This window comes from Polynucleobacter sp. AP-Ainpum-60-G11 (assembly GCF_018688375.1).
Classification (GTDB): Bacteria; Pseudomonadota; Gammaproteobacteria; order Burkholderiales; family Burkholderiaceae; genus Polynucleobacter.
In genome coordinates this window covers 1,649,110-1,669,987 of the sequence record NZ_CP061318.1, presented here as the reverse complement: position 1 = coordinate 1,669,987, position 20,878 = coordinate 1,649,110, and the positions used below count along the sequence as shown (strand labels likewise).

Sequence of the window (20,878 nt, the reverse complement as noted above, 5' to 3'; positions counted from 1 at the left end):
TGGTTATTTGCCTAACTGTGTTTTAAGTACCGCCATAGCTAATTGTTCTGGGTCTGCTAGGTCTAGCTGTATATATCCCGAAGGGGGTCGGCCCCGTGCCTTAATTTGCTTGTAGAACATATCACAGTGGTTACCTATGTCTGTCAGGTATCGGAACATCAGACTCTTTGCGTTGCGCTCGGCTTTGGCTTCTACAGTTTCTTCACCATGCTTGAAGTGTGTAGCTCGAATACGGCCTTTACCTTCTTTACTTTTTGGACCAGTACTCAATCCACCATGAAATTGACATGCCGCCTTGCCTTTTAAAGCTGGTTTAGAGCACTGTAGTTTTGTTCTGGATGATTGGGCTTTACAGCGCCGACAACGTATCTTCCCGCCACTCTTCTCTAGCAGGTGAATATCGCCCATCACCATGCCTCTATCAACCGCTTTCGCCATATCGTAGATGGTGAGTAAGGTAACTTGAACTGCGGTGAAATCAATGACTTACAACTTAACTTTCTTACATCTATCCCAGTTAAGAAGGTTTAATTAGAGCAAGAGTCGAGCAAAAGTTCAAGGTCAAATTGAAATAAGGTTTATAGGGGGTAGGGGGGGAAACTCATAGAAAGTAATATAAATAAATGAGTGCTTTAGTTGCTTCTAAATTTTTCCGCTTTAGGAAATTTCATCGTGATAGATTATCTAATATTCGAAATGTGAGTCATTAATATCTAAACATGACAAATATAAAATTTTCTTTATTTGCTTTTGTTGCTTTATTGGTTGGCTGTGCCACTACAGCTAACTACGAAAAGATACTAAAAACAACTATCGGCAAAACAGAAAAGGAGCTTGTCGCAGTATGGGGCATCCCTCAGGGTAGTTATGAGAATGAAGGCATTCGGTATTTAACTTATTCACGCTCAGAATCAGGCGTTATTCCTGGTCAGCAACCCAGAGCCAATACAACTTATATCAATGGTAAGGCTTATACGACTTTAGTGGGTGGCACACCCTCAATTGGATATACAAATGCTTGCACAACAATTTTTAAAATTGAGAATAAAGTTGTAATAAGCTATGAATATAAAGGAAACGACTGCAAGGCATATGATAGGAGTTAAAGTTGTCTCTTCTTAGTTCGTTCGCAATTGCCAGAAGCGGTAAATCCATCTTGAAATCCATCGGCATACTTAACAGTCTGTATAGCTATTAGTGCACCAGTTTTTCGATTAATATTTAACCTAAAGAATTCATCATAAGTAATTTTCTTGTATTCCCCATAATTATGGGCCGCCCCAAAGTATTGTTCTGGTGTCGTTGTTATCCCTAGTGAGGGCGGAAATTTTCCTGGGTTACTAAATTCAAGCAGGTCGCTGACAGGGCCTTTTGTTATTGAAATAAATTGAATTTCTCTAAATGTTTCATTAAGGTAGTCGGTTTTCCCCTCAATTTGACAGCTGAGATATGTGCTGTCATCTGAGCAAGCGGTGATAAATAGCGTAAAAAATAAAGTTGCAAAAACTAGCTTAGCGTTCATCTTCATTCCTTGGCTGTATGGTTCTATTTTTTAATTAGTTATCGTTCAGTATATTGGACTGTATCAAGCGGCCGAAATAAGACTTATACAAATAATCTCAGAGCATCATACATACAGAGTAATAACACTAGTAGAGGTAGGAGATAAGACTCAAGTAGGTATGTATAAGGTAATGAGTGGAGGCATAGTTGATACATTCTGTTTGGGAATGGAGTAAACAAGGCAATCACATGGATACCTATCTACTGCTCAGTAATCACCTGCCTGGATGAAAACCTACTTACCGCTATAACAGCAACTTAAAACTAGTGAATCTTGCCCTTCTTTACTCAAATACCCAATCCAACCAGAAGAGCGATATGGTTGTATATGTATTTGTTGATTAAATAGCCTTACTTTTCTATGAGCATCTCGTATTGCTCTCTCAAATTCTTCGTTACTAGAGCTCTCTGGGCAGCCAACAGCAATGTGTAGATGAGGATTTTCAAAGTCACGCTTGGCTTCAAAGCTGGTGATTAAAGGAAGAGCTTTTTTCCTACGATTAAATTTCTTGCCAAAAAAGAGGCTATTAAGCCTTCTTACGAAATAGATTGCAGCTTTTTCATATTCATATCTTTCCCAGATATGGGAGCGAAGATAGACTGGCTTTAGGCTAATTGTAATTGAATGGGTTAGTTGACCTAACGAGGTTAGATATTCAATTAGCTGTTGTTGTCCACGCCAATCTTCGGGTCTATCGTGTTTTGTGCTGACCAATAAACTCATTGCAAAATCTCCATAAGGAAAACAAAAAATACTTATCCGCTGCATTGCTGATAAGACCAAATTTTTTCCTCATGAAGGTTTATTGGTATTGATAGCCTCAACCTACACTTAACATCCTACAGACCTGAAATACAAAACACAATACTTAAAATTAAATAAATATTTATCTAAATTTTTATATCTATATATAAATTTATTTGTAAGAAATTACAAAATACTTTTGTGAAAGACGAACATAAATCTTTGAAATGTATGTGTTATTTTTAAGCAATTTTCTTCGCTAATTCTTGTGGATTTGGATGGTAATACCTTTTGAGCATCGATAAATTTTTATGTCCTGTAACCGCACTTAATTCAAGTAGGTTGGGTAGCTTTTCAGAAAGGCGGGTGGCCGCTGTATGCCGTAGGTCATGTATACGCAAGTCAAGTAACCCTGCTCGCTTTATAGCTCGTTTAAAGTTGGTTTCTAGGGCTGCAAAGTTAATAGTGAATACTCGGCCATCAATACTCATGGGGAGGGCTTGTAGAGTTTCTATGGCTCTTGTAGATAGTGGTACGGTTCGAGATTCTCCGTTCTTGGTTAATTGCAGAAAGGCCGTACGTTTTGAGTAATCAATATTCTCCCAACGAAGACTTAATATTTCTCCTCTACGCATTGCGGTTTCAATTGCAAGGATGACAAAAGGACGGGTGTAGATGTTTCGATTTGCTTTAGGTTCGCAGGCTTGAAGAAGCAGTCGTTCCTCATCAAATGAGAGCACACGACTTCTTCCCTGGGGTTGGGTTGGTTTTCTTACTGAGAGTACAGGGTTGGGTGTATTGATTCCCCATTCCCTACGAGCGTGATTAATGATGGATGAAAAGTAAGCTAACTCTCTCACTACTGTGCTGGGTGCAATCTCAGTTAATCGCTCATCTCGATACTTGGCAATCTTGCTTGATGTCAGAGTTGCCATATTCTCTTTGGCAATCGGCTTTCTCATGATTGCTTTGAGGCGAATCGAGTCTGCCTTGGCTCCACGCATCAGTGGCGTGACTTCCCTAAGATATCTCTCTATAAGTTCACCAAAGGTAGTTTTCTCGGACAAGATGCTGTTGATATAGCTCCCCTTATCCATGTCAGCTTCTATTTGTCTAGCCCACTTCTCGGCATCCTTGCGGACTAAGAATGAGCGTATTGCAGTTGGATAACCTTTTTTATAAACCCTAGCTTGCCACTTCTTGCCATGCAATCTGATTGTTGCCATACATCCCTCACTCGAGCAAGGGACGAGCAAGAAGGATTTAGTTGTTTGTCATTGTCGGAGTGAGTTAGTGACTACTAGGCCGCCTTCCATTCCCCACTTTTGCCGCCACTCTTCTCTAGCAGGTGGACATCGCCCATCACCATGCCTCTATCAACCGCTTTCGCCATATCGTAGATTGTGAGTAAGGCAACCTGAACTGCGGTGAGGGCTTCCATTTCTACACCAGTGGGGCCGGTAGTTTCAGCTCTGACTTGGCAGGAAATGCTGCTGCTATCTTTATTGAGAGAAAATTCGAGGCTGACGTGCGTCAGCGCTAATGGGTGACAAAGGGGAATTAAATCTGATGTTTTTTTCGATGCTTGAATACCGGCAATTCGGGCAATTTCCAGAACATCGCCTTTTTTATGGGTGCCTGCCTCAATCATGCTGAAAGTCTCGGGTAGCATGGTGATTCTGCCTGTAGCAATGGCAATCCGATGGGTATTGGGCTTGTCTCCAACGTTGACCATATGGGCTTGGCCGCTGGCATCAAAATGAGTTAGTTTGTTCATGGGATAAGTTTTACCATATAGGGATGCAAGTCATAAAGACATCACAAAAATCATCGATATTTAAGCGAATTTTGGCTGGCCAGCTCATTCTGGCCTTGGCTTGGCCAAGTGCAGGCTTCGTCTATGCTGCTGGACCTACTCCTTCAGGCGTAACGGGGGATGTATCAGTCCAGGGTGAATCTGCGGCTTTACAAAATTTGGGTAGAGCAGTCCAGTCACCCGATGCCCGCTCTTCGAATCTACCATCTAGAAATACACCCCAAACACAAGCAAGCTTTGTACTTCCAGATATGGGCGACCCTGGTGGCGATAGTTTGAGCCGCATGGATGAGAAAAAGTATGGTGAGATGATCATGCGCCAGATTCGTCCAGATGTGGATTATTCCAACGACTTACCAATTTATGATTTTTTGAATCAAATGGAGCGACGACTGTTGCAAGCTGCAAAACGTTTGCAATTGGGTGGAGCCAACGAGCAAGGCAGTGGTGCCTATAACTTTGAGGTATTTGCTGTTAGAGACAGCAGTATTAATGCGTTTGCATTACCAGGTGGGTTTATTGGATTTCATACGGGGTTATTGGTTAGTGCTGAAACAGATTCAGAGGTAGCCTCGGTCATGGGGCATGAGACCGGTCATGTGTTGCAACGCCACTTAGCGCGTCAAATGGATAAGCAAACTACCAATACGATGATTGCTTTAGCTGGTATATTGCTGGGCGCCTTAGCCGCTTCACGCAATCCAGGCGCTGCTTCTGGTTTGATGCAAGGCGGCCAGGCAGTAGCGGTAAATAACCAGCTCTCTTACTCAAGAGATGCTGAGCGCGAGGCAGATCGTATTGGATTTCAGATTCTAGCGGCGAGTGGTTATGACGTTAATGGCGCCCCGGGCTTTTTTCAGCGCTTACAAAAGGCAACCGGCATTATGGATAGCGGTGTTCCTTCCTATGTACGTACCCACCCTTTAACCACTGACCGTATTGCAGATATGCAAGATCGTGCTCGTAATATCGCCAATAGAAATGTACCAACGGCAGTGGAGTTTTATTTCATTAAGGCACGTGCTCGCATGGAGCAATCTGGAAGTTCCAGTCAGATGTACGACTTAAAAAATACCTTTGTGGGTTTGAGTAAACAGTCAGCCCCCGGTAAACAAATGGAAGGTTTTTATGGGCTTGCGCTTGTAGCTCAAAAACAAGGAAAGTTTGATCAGGCTTCGACTTACCTACAGCAAGCACGTAATCTAGCCAACAGCGCTAGTGCGCCAGGTTCCCCCATCGTGCGGCAAAGTCTCTCTTTAGACATTACATCCTCAGAGTTGGCCTTAGCAAAAGGAAAGGCTGAGGAGGCTCTACAAATAGCCCAAACAACCTTAAAAGCTTATCCGCAGTCCTATGCAGCTGGTGCAGCGATGATGAATGCCTATTTGAAACTAGGTCGAACTAACGACGCAATTAGCTGGTTAAAGGCACGCACGAGATTACAGCCCAATGAGGTGGTGTGGTGGACCATGCTATCGAATGCCTATGACCAGGCAAAGAACGTGCCGATGCGCCATTACGCCCTTGGAGAAAAGTATGCGCTTGAGGGTGCTTGGCCATCCGCCATTGAGCAACTTAAGATTGCGAGATCCTCTGGTGGCGCAGACTTTTATCAGGCCTCTAGTATTGATGCTCGCCTGCGTGAAATGCAAAAGCAATATCAAGAAGAGTTGAAAGAGCAGGGTAAAAATATGCCGAGTTAATGACTTGGCGACTTTATGAAGTGAAAGCGTTTGCTTAGTTCAATTGAGTGAATGGGCTCAATTGGTAGCTCTTTGCCATCCCACAGCCAAGAGCCCCTAAAACTGCAAGCATCTTCCTGAACTTTGGATTGTTCTGAGAAGAGATCTAAGTCATGGTCGTGTAAAAGAGCGACTGACGGGGATTCTGTCTTGGTAAATGCAGCGCTATCGATTTGATCCGAGAGTGATTGCGTAACCAATCCAGTGATATAGATATTACCTTTTTCATCACTCAGGGCGCCATGCGGTTTTATCTCTGTGCCGCCTTGGGTTAATAGTTGAGGACCACTTTGACTAGGAATGATTCTGGCAATGAATGGGGTCGCATCTAGTGTGATAAAAACCCTTTGGGGTCCGTTCTGGAAAAAATACCTCCCCAAAGAGTCACAGGCGTAATTTCTGGAGATAAATTCATTGAGAGCTACGTGCTGAATAACACTTCCAGCTAATTGATTGGCTTGAGCGAATTCATCACGCATGCGCCATTGACCTCGACGATCTAGTGCTAGCCAGCCAAAGCAGTGTGGAACATTAGGCCACTTGATCAGAGACCGAAGAACCTGCTCATCCATGAGACGGCCATCTTTGTGCCATGACTAATTAATGGAGTCCATGTGGGGTGGAGGGTGTATCAAAGGTTTCTTCAGTCGAGTGACTTGCATGCAGGTGCGCAATCCGCCAGCCCTGGCTATCTTGCAGTAGCACCAGGGTAATGTTGAGAAAGAACTCCGCCTCAATTTGATCGGCGCGCAGATGGACTGCTTCAGTGGTGTCATATACAGCTGCGCCTAAGACAGAGTGGCCGATACAGGCAATCGGCTCAAGAAATAAAGCCTGTTTAGCCAGTAGACGCTCTAAGCCCTCCCGAATTTCTGCGTGACCACTTAGGCGCTGGCCTTCAGGTAGGACGCAAGTAATGGAGTCGTCATCTAGCCAGATTGCCAGAGCACCTTTCACGTCACGATGTTTTAGAGCATCACGCCATGCATCCACTACCTCATCGGCATTTTGAAAAAGTCTGGCTAGTTTTGTCATGGCTTACTTCCTAATAGCTGATGTTGAGGAGAAATTAAGTTTGCTTCTGAATCGTGCTCAAAACGGTGGCAGGAAAAATATCCTTCAAGCATTTGAGATGCCCCAGTGGGCACTCTCTTTTATGGCAAGGACTACATGGCAAGTTAAGCCAAATGACCTGAGCCTTATCGGATAGCGGTGGCGTGTGCTGCGGATCGCTTGAGCCAAAGATCGCTACTTGCGGAACTTTCAGTGCTGCGCCGATATGCATTAAGCCAGAGTCATTGCTAACCAGCGCCGTACTCATGCCGATGAGTGCTATTGCCTCATCGAGTGAAGTATTGCCGCACCAATTATGTATTTGCTGGGCATGACCAGCTTTGGTTTGAATGTCCTCGCCCAATACCTGATCCCCCTTGCTGCCTAAAAGAATGACATGAGCTTCTGGCTGGTTCAGAATTAACTGCTGAGCAAGGGTGGTGAAGTGTTCGGTGGGCCAGCGTTTGCTTACTCCGTACTCAGCACCTGGGCAAAGCACATAGATTAATTTTGTATAAATTCCTGCTGCTTGTAACTTAGTGCTGACAGACTGTTTAGCTTTTGGTGAGATGTTGAGCTGGGGACTCGCAGACTGATTGGTATCCATATCTTGCGAATAGTCCATTGCATTGGATAACGCAAGGTAATGATTGACCATCGGCGGGCGATTGGTTTTACTCGGATTATCTAAAGCGAAATTAATAAGTCCAAAACGCATCTCTCCGCGATAGCCAATACGTAGCGGAATGTTGGCAAGCCAAGGAATCAGTGCAGACTTCAGGCTATTGGGAAGTACAAAGCAAGCGTTGTAGAGATTCAATTCCAATTGCTTAGCAAGTTGCTTGCGTGTGCTCCATTGCAATTGCTTGTGCTCTAGCCGCGCCTCAATAACTTGATGAACCTCAGTGCAAGCACGGTAAATGGGTGCAACCCAAGTGCTCGCTAAAACATCAATCTGAGAATGTGGGTAAATCGCTTTGAGACTGGCCAGCAGCGGCTGGGACATTACGGCATCCCCAATCCAGTTGGGGGCAATGATCAGAATACGATTCATATGAGGTATCCCGACACAGCACCCCTTGCTGGGGTGCTGAGAGGTTTAGTGCCCGTGGGGTTCGGTGCCAGGAATGAGTTTGTACTCAGCGCCGCAGTAAGGACACTTTGCTTCACCCGTTTTTGCAACATCTAGAAATACACGTGGATGTGAATTCCAGCTAGGGGTTTTATTGGTTGGGCAATGTAGAGGCAAATCAGTATTGCCATTCACCATCACAATTTGGGCTTCACTCATTCTCTGAATTCCTATTACTTAACGTAAGTTAACCAAGACTTGTACTTATCGCTTCTACCGTAGACCGCATCAAAGTAAGTCTTCTGAATTTTCTCGGTAATCGGACCGCGCTTACCATCACCAATGGTGCGATCGTCTAACTCACGAATCGGCGTTACTTCAGCAGCGGTACCGGTGAAGAAAGCCTCATCAGCGGAATACACTTCATCACGAGTAATGCGCTTTTCACGCAGCTCATAGCCTAAGTCTTTGGCTATTTGCATGATGGAGTTGCGAGTAATGCCATCTAAACAAGAGGCTAGATCAGGCGTGTAAATAATGCCGTTATTCACGATAAAAATATTTTCGCCAGAACCTTCAGATACATAGCCTTCTGTATCTAGTAGGAGGGCTTCATCGTAGCCATTAGCTGTTACTTCTTGGTTAGCCAAAATAGAGTTGATGTAGTAGCCGGAGGCCTTGGCGCGCACCAATGAGGAATTCACAAAGTGGCGCGTAAATGAAGAGGTTTTAACGCGGATACCTTTGTTAAGGCCATCTTCACCCAAATAGGCACCCCACTCCCATGCAGCGATCGCAGTATGGATGCTATTGCCTTTTGGAGAGATGCCAAGTTTTTGGGAGCCAATAAAGATGATTGGGCGGATATAGCAAGCCTCAAGCTTGTTGCTGTTAACAACCTCAATAATGCCGCTGGTGATCTGGTCGGGAGTCCAAGGCATATTCATCTGGAAAATCTTGGTTCCATTGAATAGGCGCTTTACGTGCTCTTGCAGGCGGAAAATGGCTGTGCCTTGGGGAGTTTTGTAGGCGCGAATGCCTTCAAATACACCCATTCCGTAGTGGAGGCTATGGGTTAGGACATGAACATTGGCCTCACGCCAGGGAACGAGCTTCCCATCGGACCAAATAAAGCCATCGCGGTCGGACATCGACATTTTCTCTACCTTTTAAATATGTAATAAATTGGGTGATTCAATCCGGTAAAACAGGGTCCCAAGCCACCTGGGAGCCCCAAGGCCTAGAATACCTCTCAGCCTTTATTGTAGAGCAGGGAGCGTGGCGAGGCAGCCCAAATCCTTTGGGGTGGAAAGCCCAGACGATTTAGAATGGAGCATTCCCTTTAAACCACTAAATTTGTCTATTCTCATGCCGGAAACACTCTTTAAAGTAAAACGTCTTAGTGAACTCGCTGCAGCGGGTCTTCTTAAGGGGAAACGGGTTCTCATCCGGGCCGACCTCAACGTTCCCCAGGATGAGGCTGGCAATATTACGGAAGATACCCGAATTAGAGCCTCCATGCCGGCAGTGCAAATGTGTTTGGATGCTGGTGCGGCCGTCATGGTGACCTCCCACTTGGGCCGTCCAACTGAAGGTGAATTTAAGCCCGAAGACAGTTTGGCGCCGGTGGCTGATCGAATTGCCACGCTCCTCAATCGCAAGGTGCCCTTAATCAGTGAATGGGTAGGCGGAAATTTTGAAGTCAATCCAGGCGAGTTGGTGTTGCTGGAAAACTGCCGCCTCAACGTAGGTGAGAAAAAGAATAACGATGAGCTGGCTAAAAAGATTGCGGCTCTTTGCGATGTTTATGTAAACGATGCTTTTGGTACCGCCCATCGTGCTGAGGCAACAACGAATGGTGTAGCCAAGTTTGCGCCGATTGCTTGTGCCGGACCCTTGATGGCTGCAGAGTTGGATGCCTTGAGTCGCGCTCTAGCCAGCCCAAAGCGTCCATTGGTCGCGATTGTGGCGGGTTCTAAGGTTTCCTCTAAGCTTACTATCCTCAAGGCCTTGGCTGACAAGGTGGATGAGCTAATTGTTGGTGGCGGGATTGCAAACACCTTTATGTTGGCCAAAGGTTTGCCTATTGGTAAGTCCTTAGCAGAGCCAGACTTGGTTGATGAAGCGCGAGAAATCATGGAGATTATGGAAAAACGTGGTGCGCATGTTCCCATTCCTGAGGACGTCGTGGTTGCGAATGAACTCTCTCCATTGGCGCGTGCAAATCGTGTGCCTGCGGATCAAGTTGCAGAAGATGACATGATTTTAGATATTGGCCCTAAAACAGCCGCGCGCTTATCTATTATGTTGGCGCATGCTGGCACGATTGTATGGAATGGACCATTAGGCGTATTTGAGATTGACCAGTTTGGTGGTGGCACCAAGATGCTGGCAGCAGCAATTGCCCATTCACCAGCTTTCTCAATTGCAGGTGGTGGCGACACCTTGGCTGCAATTGCGAAGTACGGTATTGAAAATCAAGTGGATTACATCTCTACTGGCGGCGGCGCGTTCCTAGAATTTTTGGAAGGTAAAACCTTGCCAGCCTTTGCGGTATTGGCTGAAAGAGCGAAAGACTAAATATGTTGAGAGCAACAAAGATCATTGCCACCTTGGGGCCTGCATCTGAAAAGCCTGAAGTTTTGCGCGAGATGATTCGTGCAGGTGTGGATGTTGTGAGAATGAACTTTTCTCACGGCACTGTTGCTGACCACAAAGCGCGTCACGATTTGGTGCGCAGTATTTCTGCCGAAGTTGGTAAGGAGGTTGGCATCATGGCTGATCTTCAAGGTCCAAAAATTCGCGTGGGTAAATTTGTCGACAGCAAAATTCTTTTAAAAGAAGGCGCTCAATTTATTTTGGATGTTGCTTGTGATCTTGGCAATCAAGGGCGCGTAGGTCTGGATTACAAAGAGCTGCCACAAGATGTCAAGCCTGGCGATCGCCTCTTATTAAATGATGGCTTAGTTGTACTTCGTGTTGAGAGTGTGAAGGGTGGGGAAATTTTCACCCTCGTTGAGCAAGGCGGACCACTCTCCAATAACAAAGGTATTAATCGTGCGGGTGGCGGCTTGACTGCGCCAGCATTGACAGAAAAAGATATCGCGGATTTGGACGCTGCGATTGCAATGGGCGTGGATTTTTTGGCGATTAGTTTTCCAAAGGATGGCGCAGACATGGCTTATGCTCGCAAGCTGGCAGATGCCGCTAGCGCAAAGCATGGCGTTGGAAAAGTTCGCACGATTGCAAAAGTAGAGCGTGCTGAAGCGATTGAGCCAGCTGCATTGAATAGCATCATCGCAGAGAGCGACGGCATTATGGTCGCTCGCGGTGACTTGGCGATTGAAGTTGGCAATGCAGCCGTCCCGGCCTTGCAAAAGCGCATGATCAAACTGGCACTCGAAGCTGATAAATTTACGATCACTGCAACGCAAATGATGGAGTCCATGATTAATGCCCCAGTGCCTACACGGGCTGAAGTGAGCGATGTGGCCAATGCAGTCCTGGACGGTACAGATGCGGTCATGCTATCTGCGGAGTCTGCTGCTGGTATGTATCCCGTGCAAACTATCAAGGCGATGGCTGAGATTTGTGTTGAAGCGGAAAAGTCGGACCGTGTGAAGTTAGATACTGATTTCTTAGATCAAACCTTTTCACGAATTGATCAGACAATCGCCTTGGGCGCGCTATTTACTGCACACCACCTCAACGCGAACGCGATTGCCGCTTTGACAGATTCAGGATCTACTGCGGTTTGGATGAGTCGTCACAATATTCATTTACCTATTTTTGCCTTAACTTCAAAGATTTCAACTCAGCGTGCTTTGAGTACTTATCGCAACGTCTTCCCCATCGGCTTGGATTACACCAAGCAGCGAGATACTGCCTTGCAAGAGGTAGAGGACTGTCTGAAGAAGTTGGGAGCGGTAAAGAAGGGTGATGTAGTGGTTTTAACTTCGGGTGAGCCCATGGGTGAACCGGGTGGAACAAATTCACTCAAGATTATTCAGGTGAAGTAATTCACTTTTTATATTATTGATTCACACTATTTATTACTAACATTTTTAATTAAGAGACCATCATGGCTTTAGTATCTTTACGACAACTCTTGGATCACGCCGCTGAAAATGGCTATGGCCTGCCAGCTTTCAATGTGAATAATTTAGAGCAAGTTACGGCAATTATGGAGGCGGCTAATGAAGCTGATTCCCCAGTCATCATGCAAGCCTCTGCTGGGGCTCGTAAATATGCTGGCGAATCTTTTTTACGTCATTTAATTTCTGCTGCAGTTGAAGCTTATCCACATATTCCAGTCGTGATGCATCAAGACCATGGCCAAAGTCCAGCAGTGTGCATGGCTGCGATTAAGAGCGGCTTTACTAGTGTGATGATGGACGGCTCTTTGGAAGCTGACGGCAAAACTGTTGCTAGTTATGAATACAACGTGGATGTCTCTAGAGAGGTGGTGAAGTTCTCCCACTCTATTGGGGTTACAGTTGAGGCTGAGCTAGGCGTGCTTGGTTCTTTGGAGACTATGCAGGGCGATAAAGAGGATGGTCATGGTGCCGACGGCAAGATGACGCGCGAGCAGTTGTTGACCGATGTTGAGCAAGCAGCTGACTTTGTCAAAGCTACCCAGTGTGATGCCTTGGCGATTGCGATTGGTACTAGTCACGGCGCTTATAAATTTACTAAAAAGCCTACAGGCGATATCTTGGCTATCGAGCGCATTAAAGAAATTCACACACGTATTCCGAATACCCACTTAGTAATGCATGGTTCATCTAGTGTTCCACAAGAATTGCTTGCTGAGATTCGTGAATTCGGTGGTGATATGAAAGAAACTTATGGCGTGCCTGTTGAAGAAATTCAAGAGGGCATCAAGAACGGCGTTCGTAAGATCAATATTGATACTGATATTCGTTTGGCTATGACTGGTGCGATCCGCCGTTATATGTTTGAGAACCCAAGCAAGTTTGATCCACGTGATTATCTGAAGCCTGCACGTGAAGCAGCTAAAAAAGTGTGCATCGCTCGCTTTAATGCTTTTGGTAGTTCTGGCCAAGCGTCGAAAATCAAACCAATTCCTTTGGAAAAAATGGCTGAGCTGTACAAGAGTGGCAAATTAGCCCAGATCGTTAAGTGAGATAAAAATGCCAGCTTTGTACGCGACTTCTATTAAGTCATTACCTTTACTCTCCAAGGGTAAGGTGCGCGATGTATACGCACTAGGCGATGACAAGCTACTCATGATCACTACTGATCGCTTATCTGCCTTTGACGTTGTCATGGGCCAGCCTATCCCTGAGAAGGGTATTGTGCTCAACCAAATGGCCAACTTTTGGTTTGATAAGTTGGCTAATGTGATTCCGAATCACTTGACAGGTATTGATCCTGAAAGTGTTGTTCCTGCTGAAGAAGTGGATCAAGTTAAGGGTCGTGCTGTAGTGGCTAAACGCCTCAAGCCAATTTTGGTCGAAGCGGTAGTGCGTGGTTACCTGGCTGGTAGTGGTTGGAAAGACTATAAGGAAACGGGCAAGGTTTGCGGTATTGCATTACCAGCAGGCCTCGAAAATGCGCAGAAGTTGCCTGAGCCTATTTTTACCCCCGCTGCTAAGGCAGAAGTTGGCGAGCATGATGAAAACATCTCTTTTGATAAAGTAATCGAGATGATTGGCGAGAAACTCGCTAATCAGATTCGTGAAGTCAGTATTCGTTTGTACAAAGAAGCTTCTGAGTATGCTGCGACTTGCGGAATCATCATTGCTGATACTAAGTTTGAGTTTGGTTTGGATGATGAGGGTCAGTTGGTCTTAATGGATGAGATCCTCACTGCCGACTCATCGCGCTTTTGGCCTGCTGAAACCTACTATGTGGGTGCCAATCCTCCTTCTTATGACAAGCAATTTGTGCGGGACTGGCTTGAAACAGCCGTGGTCGATGGCAAGCTTTGGCCTAAAACAGCCCCAGCACCTGCTTTGCCAGCGGATGTAATTGATAAAACAGCGGAAAAGTACCGTGAAGCCCTTGCTCGTTTAACTAAGGCCTAAATTCCTGGGAGCCCTGAAAAGGCTGGGATAATAAGGTCTTAGATAGATTAACGATGTAAATCAGGGCATTTGGAGAGGTAAATGAGCAAAAAGCCAGTAGTCGGACTAGTGATGGGATCCAATTCTGATTGGGACACTATGCAACACGCTGCTCAAATGCTCGAGCAATTCGGTATTGCTCACGAGGCTAAAGTAGTTTCTGCTCATCGCATGCCTGACGATATGTTTGCCTATGCAGAAAATGCATCTAAAAATGGACTCAAAGCCATTATTGCTGGCGCTGGTGGTGCTGCGCATTTACCGGGGATGTTGGCATCGAAAACCATTGTGCCAATCTATGGCGTTCCAGTTGCCAGCAAGTATTTACGTGGTGAAGACTCTCTTTACTCCATTGTGCAAATGCCTAAGGGCATTCCAGTAGCGACATTTGCTATTGGTGAAGCGGGTGCTGCAAATGCAGCTTTACATGTGATTGCTAATTTGGCTGTTAATGATCCTGAGTTAGCAAAGCGACTAGAGGAGTTTCGTGCAAAGCAATCTGATACAGCTCGCTCCATGAATTTGCCAGGATATTAAGAAGATGGCAGATCGTTTAGAGCCCATTTTGCCGGGCTCGTATCTAGGAATTTTAGGTGGTGGTCAATTGGGGCGGATGTTTACGCAGGCCGCTCAAGCTATGGGGTACAAGGTCTGTGTTCTTGATCCTGGATCAGATAGTCCTGCTGGCTCCATCGCAGAAAAATTCATTCAAGCTGATTACACCGACTCTGCTGCACTAAAAGAGATGGCGTCATTATGCAAATCCGTTAGTACGGAATTTGAGAATGTTCCTGCACAAGCTTTAGATGAGCTAGAGTCTTTGGGTGTCTTTGTGGCGCCTCGCAGCAGTTGCGTATCTCTGGCTCAAAACCGTGTTGCTGAGAAAAAGTTCTTAGCGACTTGGAAAGCGGAAACCAATATTGGTCCTGCTCCCTACTGTGTAGTTGAGCGTGATGCAGATATTGCACACGTTCCTGCAGATCTCTTTCCTGGTATTTTGAAAACTGCTCGTATGGGTTACGACGGTAAAGGCCAAATTACTGTTTATGACTCTGCCAATCTTGTCGCTGCTTGGGCTGAATTAAGTAAAGTGCCTTGTGTTCTTGAAAAGCGCATGGATTTAGATTTTGAGGTATCTGCTTTAGTAGTGCGTGGATACGATGATGCGGTAGTGGCATATCCCGTTTCTCAGAACATTCATCGCGATGGTATTTTGCATACTTCTACTGTGCCTGCGCCATCACTCAAGCCACCGCAAGAAAAGAAAATTATTGAAGCTGCTAAAGCACTGATTCGTAAGATTGATTATGTTGGTGTGTTGTGTGTCGAGTTCTTCGTGCTGAAGAGTGGCGACATTGTTGCAAACGAAATTGCTCCGCGTCCACACAACTCAGGCCACTACACCATGGATGCTTGTGTTAGCAGTCAGTTTGAACAGCAGGTACGAAGCATGGCTCGCTTACCTCTGGGTGACACACGCTTGCTAGCACCCGTTTCCATGCTCAATCTCTTAGGAGATCTTTGGTACGAGGGTAGTGAAGATAAGGCAAGAGAGCCAGCTTGGGACAAGGTGCTCTCCCATCCAGATGCTAAGTTACATCTCTACGGTAAATCTGATCCACGTATGGGTCGCAAGATGGGCCATATTAATTGTTTGGGTGAGTCGCTTAATCAAGCACGCCAAAATTGCATGGCTGTTGCCCTTGAATTAGGGATCGAGCCCTAGAATGTCCAGCGATAGTAGTGCCCTGCAATCATCTGCAGTAATTAACGAAGCAGTACAAACTTTGAGAGATGGTGGTCTCGTTGCCTTTCCGACTGAGACGGTATACGGCTTAGGGGCGGATGCAAAAAACCCCGATGCAATCAAGCAAATTTTTACTGCTAAGGGCAGACCATCCAATCACCCGTTAATCGTTCACTTGGCAGCTCCTGATAAGTTTGATCAAGAGCAAGTTGACTGGATGCCGGTAATAGCACCATGGGTAAGAGATTTGTCAGAAGATGCATTAAAGCTCATTAATGCATTTTGGCCTGGCCCACTGACATTGGTCTTTAAAAAAGATAAAAGTGTTTTAAATGAACTTACCGGTGGTCAGGATACAGTTGCGATTCGTGCACCCGCACATCCTATTGCACAAGAGTTACTCCGTAAATTTAAAGGAGGAGTTGTTGCTCCATCCGCAAATCGTTTCGGTAAAGTCTCCCCCACAAGCGCTGCTGATGTTCGTAACGAGTTTGAAGGTATGTTGGGCCTCATGATTTTGGATGGTGGTGATTGCGAAGTTGGCATTGAATCAACCATCATTGATTTATCTTCTGGTGATCATCCAGTGTTATTGCGCCCAGGGCTGATTACTCCTGGAGAAATTCTTTCTAAGACGGGTATCAAAGTCTATTTACCTGGTGAAAGTGACTCAATAAAGCAGGGTAAGGACATTCCTAGGGTCTCTGGCAGTCTGCGCGCCCATTACGCCCCGACAACTCCACTCAGAATGTATGCGCCAGGCAGAGTCTTGGATGCACTCAGTGAGTTTCCGGATATCAAATCGCGGGTAGCGGTTGCGGTATGGGATTCAGATTCCTCATTAAGCGAGGATGGTCATCCATCAGTACATTTTGAGGAAGTCATCGTGCCTAGTGATAGCGCTACATTTGCGAGTCGCTTGTATCGCTCTTTGCGAGATTTAGATCAGCAGGCTTGGGATCTGATTCTGTTTCCGGAGCCGCCTGCAGGCGAGGAGTGGGATGGGGTGCGGGATAGACTTCAGCGTGCCTGTTTTGGCTCAGGCCCATCATCTAGTAGCCACGCTAATAGTTGATCATGTGCATCTAAGCCCTTTAAGGCATTGGGATGGTTTATGAATGAGCTTACTGCGTACATCCTTCCAGACTTACTCATTACGTAACCTGATATTGCCCTGACGTCGACAAGTGCTCCTGTTTTGATTCGCGCCTCAGGTCTTTTCTTTAAATGCAAAAATTTTCGCAAATGTGCCATAAGGCGGTTTTTCATCGTGCCATCAGTGCCTGCAATTGGTAGGCTGTTGTAAAAAGTATCCGCTGCAGATAGATTGCGAGCGACAACTAATAGTTGTGTCAAATGTTCAGCAGAGATTGCTTCATTGCGGGATAGTCCGGAGCCATTCTCAATGACGAGCTCTGGAAACTGAAGGCCTAAGCCTTTTAACCAACTCTGAATCACAAGCTCACCATTTTCGGTAGTTGCTGGTTTACCCATCTTCTCTAATGCTAAGGTCAACATCAATTGCCTAGCCATCACATTATTGGAGTACTTATTAATATCTTGTACATCGTCTACCAGTGGAATGCCTTCAAACTGTAGTAGTAGTCGTGATGCCAATGGAACTGTGCCGGACTTTCCGGTAGGTGCTTGAGCCCAAGTGCCGCCAGCGAGCTCCCAGGCAGCAGCAAAACCTTGAGTAAGAAAGGTATTGGCATCCAAAGCAACGACGTTATAGTTCACCCCCCTGCAAGCACTAGGAAAGCTGCCAGAGAACTGCGCAGTCAGAAGTTGGTTGGTAGGGGCTCCGTCGCCCTCAGGATCTAGGTTAAATCGAAGATTGCTTTTCCAGTTATCGCAAGACTGATTAACTAACTGCATTTGGTTAATCACTTTAAGCTGGGATAGTGGTGGTGTGTAGCTGATATCGATAAAGTCCGCAGTGCGCGATTTTCCTAGCTGAAACGAAAGGGTTCTAAAAGCGTAGAGCAGGGGATCGGGCGGCACGTTATAGGCGCGTAGCGATTCTCCATCAATGGTGTTGTGCTCCATGACGCTGGGAGCATAGGCACCTCTATCAAAGAATAGATTGCCATCAATTTTTTGAATGCCCAGATTTTGTAACGCCTTCATCATTTTAGAAAATTCTTCAGGAATCAGCTTGGGATCACCGCCGCCTTGCAAATAGAGATTGCCTTTGAGGGTCCCTTGACGAATCAGTCCATCGGTATAAATATTGGTACGCCAGCGATACTGAGGCCCCAAAATATCTAAGCTTGTGAGTGTAGTCACTAGCTTCATGGTTGATGCGGGATTCATTGCCTGTTGAGAGCGCCAATCGACTTCTGTTTTTGCCGTGACCTTACCCCCTTGTCCCGGCTTAATTTCAACTACTGAAATGCTGATTGCCTCTTTGGGAATCTGATTTTTTTCAAGGCTGGCGGCTACAGCTTTGGGAATGTACTTCAGAGTTCCCGATTGGGGGGCTGCATCAGCAGAATATGCCTGCGGGCTGAATAATAAGCAGGCGAAGACGCAGGCCAATAGACTATTGACTAGAGTCTTATTAGAGGGCGAAGCATTTTGGGTGCGCATTCCCCATAGAATAAACCTTGCTGCTCAAAATGCCACGAGCACCTCAAATTACTGACGGTATTTTTTCTTGTAAGTCTTGATGATTTGGTTTTGTTCTTGTAGAAGGTTGATGAACTGCTCAACACGATCTGAGAGCGGGCCGTCAACTTCAAGAGATTGGCAGGCATCGATAAATCCGGTGGCTTGCATCAGTTGCGCCCCACCTTTTACTTTATGAACTAGGCTCCGAAATTGCGCCTCATCTAGGAGGACTTGATTGCCTTCTAGGCACAATTGATTCAGAGTATCCAGATGAACTTTTTCAATTTCCTCCAAAATCACAATGATTTGAAGGGTATCGTCTTTGATGAGACTAGAGAAGGCATCAAACGAATACTCTTCATTTTTACGGGGCTTATTTTGGCTAGTTTCAAAATAGCGCATAAGTTCATTCTCAAGGGCGCCTATGCTTAATGGCTTGATGAGTACTCCGTTCATGCCGGAGGATAAAAATTGATGGCGCGAGTCTAGAGCGTATATGTCGGCTGTGACGCCAATAATGATTAAGTCACGATTACCTAGGGACCGGATTTGTTTCGCCAATTCAGAGCCCTGCATGCCGGGCATGGATTGATCTGTCAGCATCAGGTCAAAATGATGGTCCTTCAGAAGCTCTAGTGCAATAGTGGCATTCTCGCAAACACAGGCGCTAATTCCGAGTGCCTCTAACTGTAGTGACAAAATTTGACGGCTAGCCGGATGATCTTCAACCACCAAAGCCTGAATTGCGCAATTCTTTCGACCCACCCTTTTAGAGATCAGGCTCCTAGATGGCGCTGCCCGAGAGTCAAAGCTGCTAGCCTGAGGTGCGGCAATGCTAGTTCTCGGTAGGGCTACAGAAAAATGGACATTGCTTCCAAATCCTGGGGCACTCTCAAAATAGAGATGGCTATTCATGGAGTTCACTAGATGATTGGTGATAGTAAGACCAAGGCCCGTGCCCCTCTGTTGTTCGCATAGATAGGATTCTTGAGAGGCGGGCAATTGCTCAAAGGCTTGGAGAGCTAATTTGATTTGATCACCACCCATACCTACCCCAGTATCAATTACCCTAAACTCTAGTAGCTGACCTGCGTGATCATCTGCAAGGACGGTGATGGAAAAGTACACCTCGCCTTCGCTGGTGAATTTAATTGCATTGCTGAGTAAATTCTGGAGAACTTGTCGTAGACGTAGGGAGTCAATCATGAGTACTGCTGCAATTCTGGGATCAATTGAAGTGTGGAGCAAGAGTCCCTGCTTTTTAGCTACAGTAGAAAACGCTGCATGAATATCCATGATCAATTGGTGTGGATTACATGGCTCTAGATTGAGGGTGAGCTTGCCAGCCTCAATTTTAGAAATATCCAATACTTGATTTAGCATGCCTAAAAGAGACTCAGCAGATGCTTGAGCACTTTTTAATAGCGACTTATCTTTTTTGGGAAATTGGGCGCTACCCAGAAGGAGCTCTTGGACTCCTAGAATGGCATTCATGGGCGTGCGAATTTCATGACTCATAGTTGCAAGAAAAGCGGACTTAGCAGCATTGGCTTTTTCGGCCAATTCTTTAGACTGCAGTAGCTCAACCGCAGCTTGCTTCTGATGAAAATATTTTCTCTGCAGTTGGTAGAACATAGCTCCACCAATAGTGAGCGCTAAGATCGCACTGAGCCAAGGAAGTAGGCTGGATTTTGACTGAGCTTCATCGCCTAAGGCAAAAAGCTGACCTGAGGCAATTGGATCTAAGTCATTTAGAAAGTGCTTCAGTACATCGTGCAATGGAGCATCTTGATATGAGATTAACCAGCGATACGCAAATGGATCTCGACTGTATAGGCTATCTATTTTTAGATCTGAATTTTGAGTGTCTTGTATTAATCGCCGAGCCAAGCGAATGGGCATGACCAGTGCCTCAATATCACTTTTAATAAGTGACTGAATTAAGTCATTGGGAGAGTCTGTTTCCTCGCCTTTACTGCTAGCATCAGTACTAGAGGGTGCATTCTCGAGGCCTCGGTCGAAATACCCAATTTTTAGATTACGTGAGTCTATTTTGCTTGAGTTCTTGGTAACGACTGCATCATGCCCCCAAAAGATGGCTTCAGATAGAGATCCAAATTGCATGACATGGTCATTAATATTTGGTGGATCGATGATGAAATCCACTTCGCCTTTGCTAAGTTGATTTAAACCTTCTGCGTCTGATTTTCTCCATACTGCTACATATTGCTGCCTTGTGCATTCTTCAATTTTTGAGAGCAGTGCTTTAAAGGGCCCCGAACCCCCATTTGTATTTGAGTGGGTGAGGTAGGGGGCGTATTTCTCATGAATGCTAAATCGTACGACTGGATGGGCATCGATCCATGATTGCTCAGCAGCGCTGAAGGGTCCGGCATCAGCCAGACCAGCATAGACACAGCAGAACATGAATAACTTTT

At 45.7% G+C, this 20,878-nt stretch carries 21 protein-coding genes and 1 pseudogene; 9 read left to right on the top strand and 13 right to left on the bottom strand.

From position 1 onward, the window contains the following. Positions 1 to 3: 3 nt before the first annotated feature. Both FD971_RS09955 and FD971_RS08620 read right to left on the bottom strand, forming a co-directional pair. Positions 4 to 393 (bottom strand): HGGxSTG domain-containing protein, encoded by a 390-nt coding sequence (locus tag FD971_RS09955; RefSeq protein WP_371743079.1) that lies wholly within the window; start codon positions 391 to 393, stop codon positions 4 to 6. After that, positions 370 to 474, bottom strand: a pseudogene (locus tag FD971_RS08620) (cyclic pyranopterin monophosphate synthase MoaC); the annotation flags it as partial. The gene FD971_RS09955 and the pseudogene FD971_RS08620, both read right to left, overlap by 24 nt. A 245-nt stretch (positions 475 to 719) precedes the next feature. Between FD971_RS08620 and FD971_RS08615 the strand changes: the two are divergent. Continuing rightward, entirely contained in the window at positions 720 to 1,106 is a 387-nt protein-coding gene (locus FD971_RS08615) for a hypothetical protein (protein WP_215333909.1), read from the top strand. Here the strand turns inward: FD971_RS08615 and FD971_RS08610 are convergent. The 4 genes from FD971_RS08610 to moaC form a co-directional block, all read right to left on the bottom strand. Next, the gene (locus FD971_RS08610) at positions 1,103 to 1,522 is read right to left on the bottom strand and encodes a hypothetical protein (protein ID WP_215333908.1); all 420 of its coding nucleotides are present in this window, start codon (positions 1,520 to 1,522) and stop codon (positions 1,103 to 1,105) included. The genes FD971_RS08615 and FD971_RS08610 overlap by 4 nt on opposite strands. Positions 1,523 to 1,798: 276 nt before the next feature. After that, positions 1,799 to 2,347, bottom strand: coding sequence for a hypothetical protein (locus FD971_RS08605; protein ID WP_215333907.1), 549 nt, complete (start codon positions 2,345 to 2,347; stop codon positions 1,799 to 1,801). Between the two features lie 203 nt (positions 2,348 to 2,550). Then, the gene (locus FD971_RS08600) at positions 2,551 to 3,534 is read right to left on the bottom strand and encodes a site-specific integrase (protein WP_215333906.1); all 984 of its coding nucleotides are present in this window, start codon (positions 3,532 to 3,534) and stop codon (positions 2,551 to 2,553) included. Positions 3,535 to 3,608: 74 nt separating this feature from the next. Continuing rightward, on the bottom strand, positions 3,609 to 4,085 hold the full coding sequence (gene moaC / locus FD971_RS08595) for a cyclic pyranopterin monophosphate synthase MoaC (RefSeq protein ID WP_215333905.1): 477 nt from the start codon (positions 4,083 to 4,085) through the stop codon (positions 3,609 to 3,611). Positions 4,086 to 4,108: 23 nt separating this feature from the next. On the opposite strand from moaC, the gene FD971_RS08590 reads away from it, so the two are divergent. Next, positions 4,109 to 5,827, top strand: a complete 1,719-nt coding sequence (locus tag FD971_RS08590; protein WP_215333904.1) for a M48 family metalloprotease — start codon at positions 4,109 to 4,111, stop codon at positions 5,825 to 5,827. Here FD971_RS08590 and FD971_RS08585 read toward each other — a convergent pair. From FD971_RS08585 to FD971_RS08565, 5 genes are read right to left on the bottom strand one after another with little or no spacing between them, the layout of a single operon-like run. Further along, positions 5,824 to 6,438, bottom strand: coding sequence for a DUF2946 family protein (locus tag FD971_RS08585; RefSeq protein ID WP_215333903.1), 615 nt, complete (start codon positions 6,436 to 6,438; stop codon positions 5,824 to 5,826). The genes FD971_RS08590 and FD971_RS08585 overlap by 4 nt on opposite strands. A gap of 28 nt (positions 6,439 to 6,466) precedes the next feature. Further along, complete coding sequence (locus FD971_RS08580; RefSeq protein ID WP_215333902.1) at positions 6,467 to 6,901, bottom strand: nuclear transport factor 2 family protein; 435 nt, start codon at positions 6,899 to 6,901, stop codon at positions 6,467 to 6,469. A 34-nt stretch (positions 6,902 to 6,935) separates the two neighbouring features. Continuing rightward, positions 6,936 to 7,973, bottom strand: a complete 1,038-nt coding sequence (gene waaF / locus FD971_RS08575) for a lipopolysaccharide heptosyltransferase II (protein ID WP_215333901.1) — start codon at positions 7,971 to 7,973, stop codon at positions 6,936 to 6,938. Positions 7,974 to 8,018: 45 nt separating this feature from the next. Beyond that, a complete protein-coding gene (locus FD971_RS08570) occupies positions 8,019 to 8,210 on the bottom strand; it encodes a zinc-finger domain-containing protein (protein WP_215333900.1) in 192 nt (63 codons plus the stop codon). Between the two features lie 14 nt (positions 8,211 to 8,224). Then, a complete protein-coding gene (locus FD971_RS08565) occupies positions 8,225 to 9,148 on the bottom strand; it encodes a branched-chain amino acid transaminase (protein ID WP_215333899.1) in 924 nt (307 codons plus the stop codon). A 211-nt stretch (positions 9,149 to 9,359) separates the two neighbouring features. Here FD971_RS08565 and FD971_RS08560 point away from each other — a divergent pair, with 211 nt between their 5' ends. The 7 genes from FD971_RS08560 to FD971_RS08530 all read left to right on the top strand — a co-directional run bounded on the left by FD971_RS08560 (position 9,360) and on the right by FD971_RS08530 (position 16,902). Further along, a complete protein-coding gene (locus tag FD971_RS08560) occupies positions 9,360 to 10,571 on the top strand; it encodes a phosphoglycerate kinase (protein WP_215333898.1) in 1,212 nt (403 codons plus the stop codon). A 2-nt stretch (positions 10,572 to 10,573) separates the two neighbouring features. Continuing rightward, the gene (pyk, locus tag FD971_RS08555) at positions 10,574 to 12,010 is read left to right on the top strand and encodes a pyruvate kinase (protein ID WP_215333897.1); all 1,437 of its coding nucleotides are present in this window, start codon (positions 10,574 to 10,576) and stop codon (positions 12,008 to 12,010) included. Between the two features lie 62 nt (positions 12,011 to 12,072). Continuing rightward, on the top strand, positions 12,073 to 13,137 hold the full coding sequence (gene fba / locus FD971_RS08550) for a class II fructose-bisphosphate aldolase (protein WP_215301995.1): 1,065 nt from the start codon (positions 12,073 to 12,075) through the stop codon (positions 13,135 to 13,137). 7 nt (positions 13,138 to 13,144) lie between these two features. Beyond that, on the top strand, positions 13,145 to 14,041 hold the full coding sequence (locus FD971_RS08545; protein WP_215333896.1) for a phosphoribosylaminoimidazolesuccinocarboxamide synthase: 897 nt from the start codon (positions 13,145 to 13,147) through the stop codon (positions 14,039 to 14,041). Positions 14,042 to 14,122: 81 nt separating this feature from the next. Next, entirely contained in the window at positions 14,123 to 14,617 is a 495-nt protein-coding gene (purE, locus tag FD971_RS08540) for a 5-(carboxyamino)imidazole ribonucleotide mutase (protein ID WP_215333895.1), read from the top strand. 4 nt (positions 14,618 to 14,621) lie between these two features. Continuing rightward, positions 14,622 to 15,806, top strand: coding sequence for a 5-(carboxyamino)imidazole ribonucleotide synthase (locus FD971_RS08535; protein ID WP_215333894.1), 1,185 nt, complete (start codon positions 14,622 to 14,624; stop codon positions 15,804 to 15,806). 1 nt (position 15,807) lies between these two features. After that, the gene (locus FD971_RS08530) at positions 15,808 to 16,902 is read left to right on the top strand and encodes an L-threonylcarbamoyladenylate synthase (protein WP_215333893.1); all 1,095 of its coding nucleotides are present in this window, start codon (positions 15,808 to 15,810) and stop codon (positions 16,900 to 16,902) included. Here FD971_RS08530 and dacB read toward each other — a convergent pair. Beyond that, entirely contained in the window at positions 16,848 to 18,419 is a 1,572-nt protein-coding gene (dacB, locus tag FD971_RS08525; protein ID WP_215333892.1) for a D-alanyl-D-alanine carboxypeptidase/D-alanyl-D-alanine-endopeptidase, read from the bottom strand. The two genes, FD971_RS08530 and dacB, sit on opposite strands and share 55 nt — an antisense overlap. 48 nt (positions 18,420 to 18,467) lie before the next feature. Continuing rightward, positions 18,468 to 20,867, bottom strand: coding sequence for a response regulator (locus FD971_RS08520; protein WP_251368618.1), 2,400 nt, complete (start codon positions 20,865 to 20,867; stop codon positions 18,468 to 18,470). Positions 20,868 to 20,878: the final 11 nt, after the last annotated feature.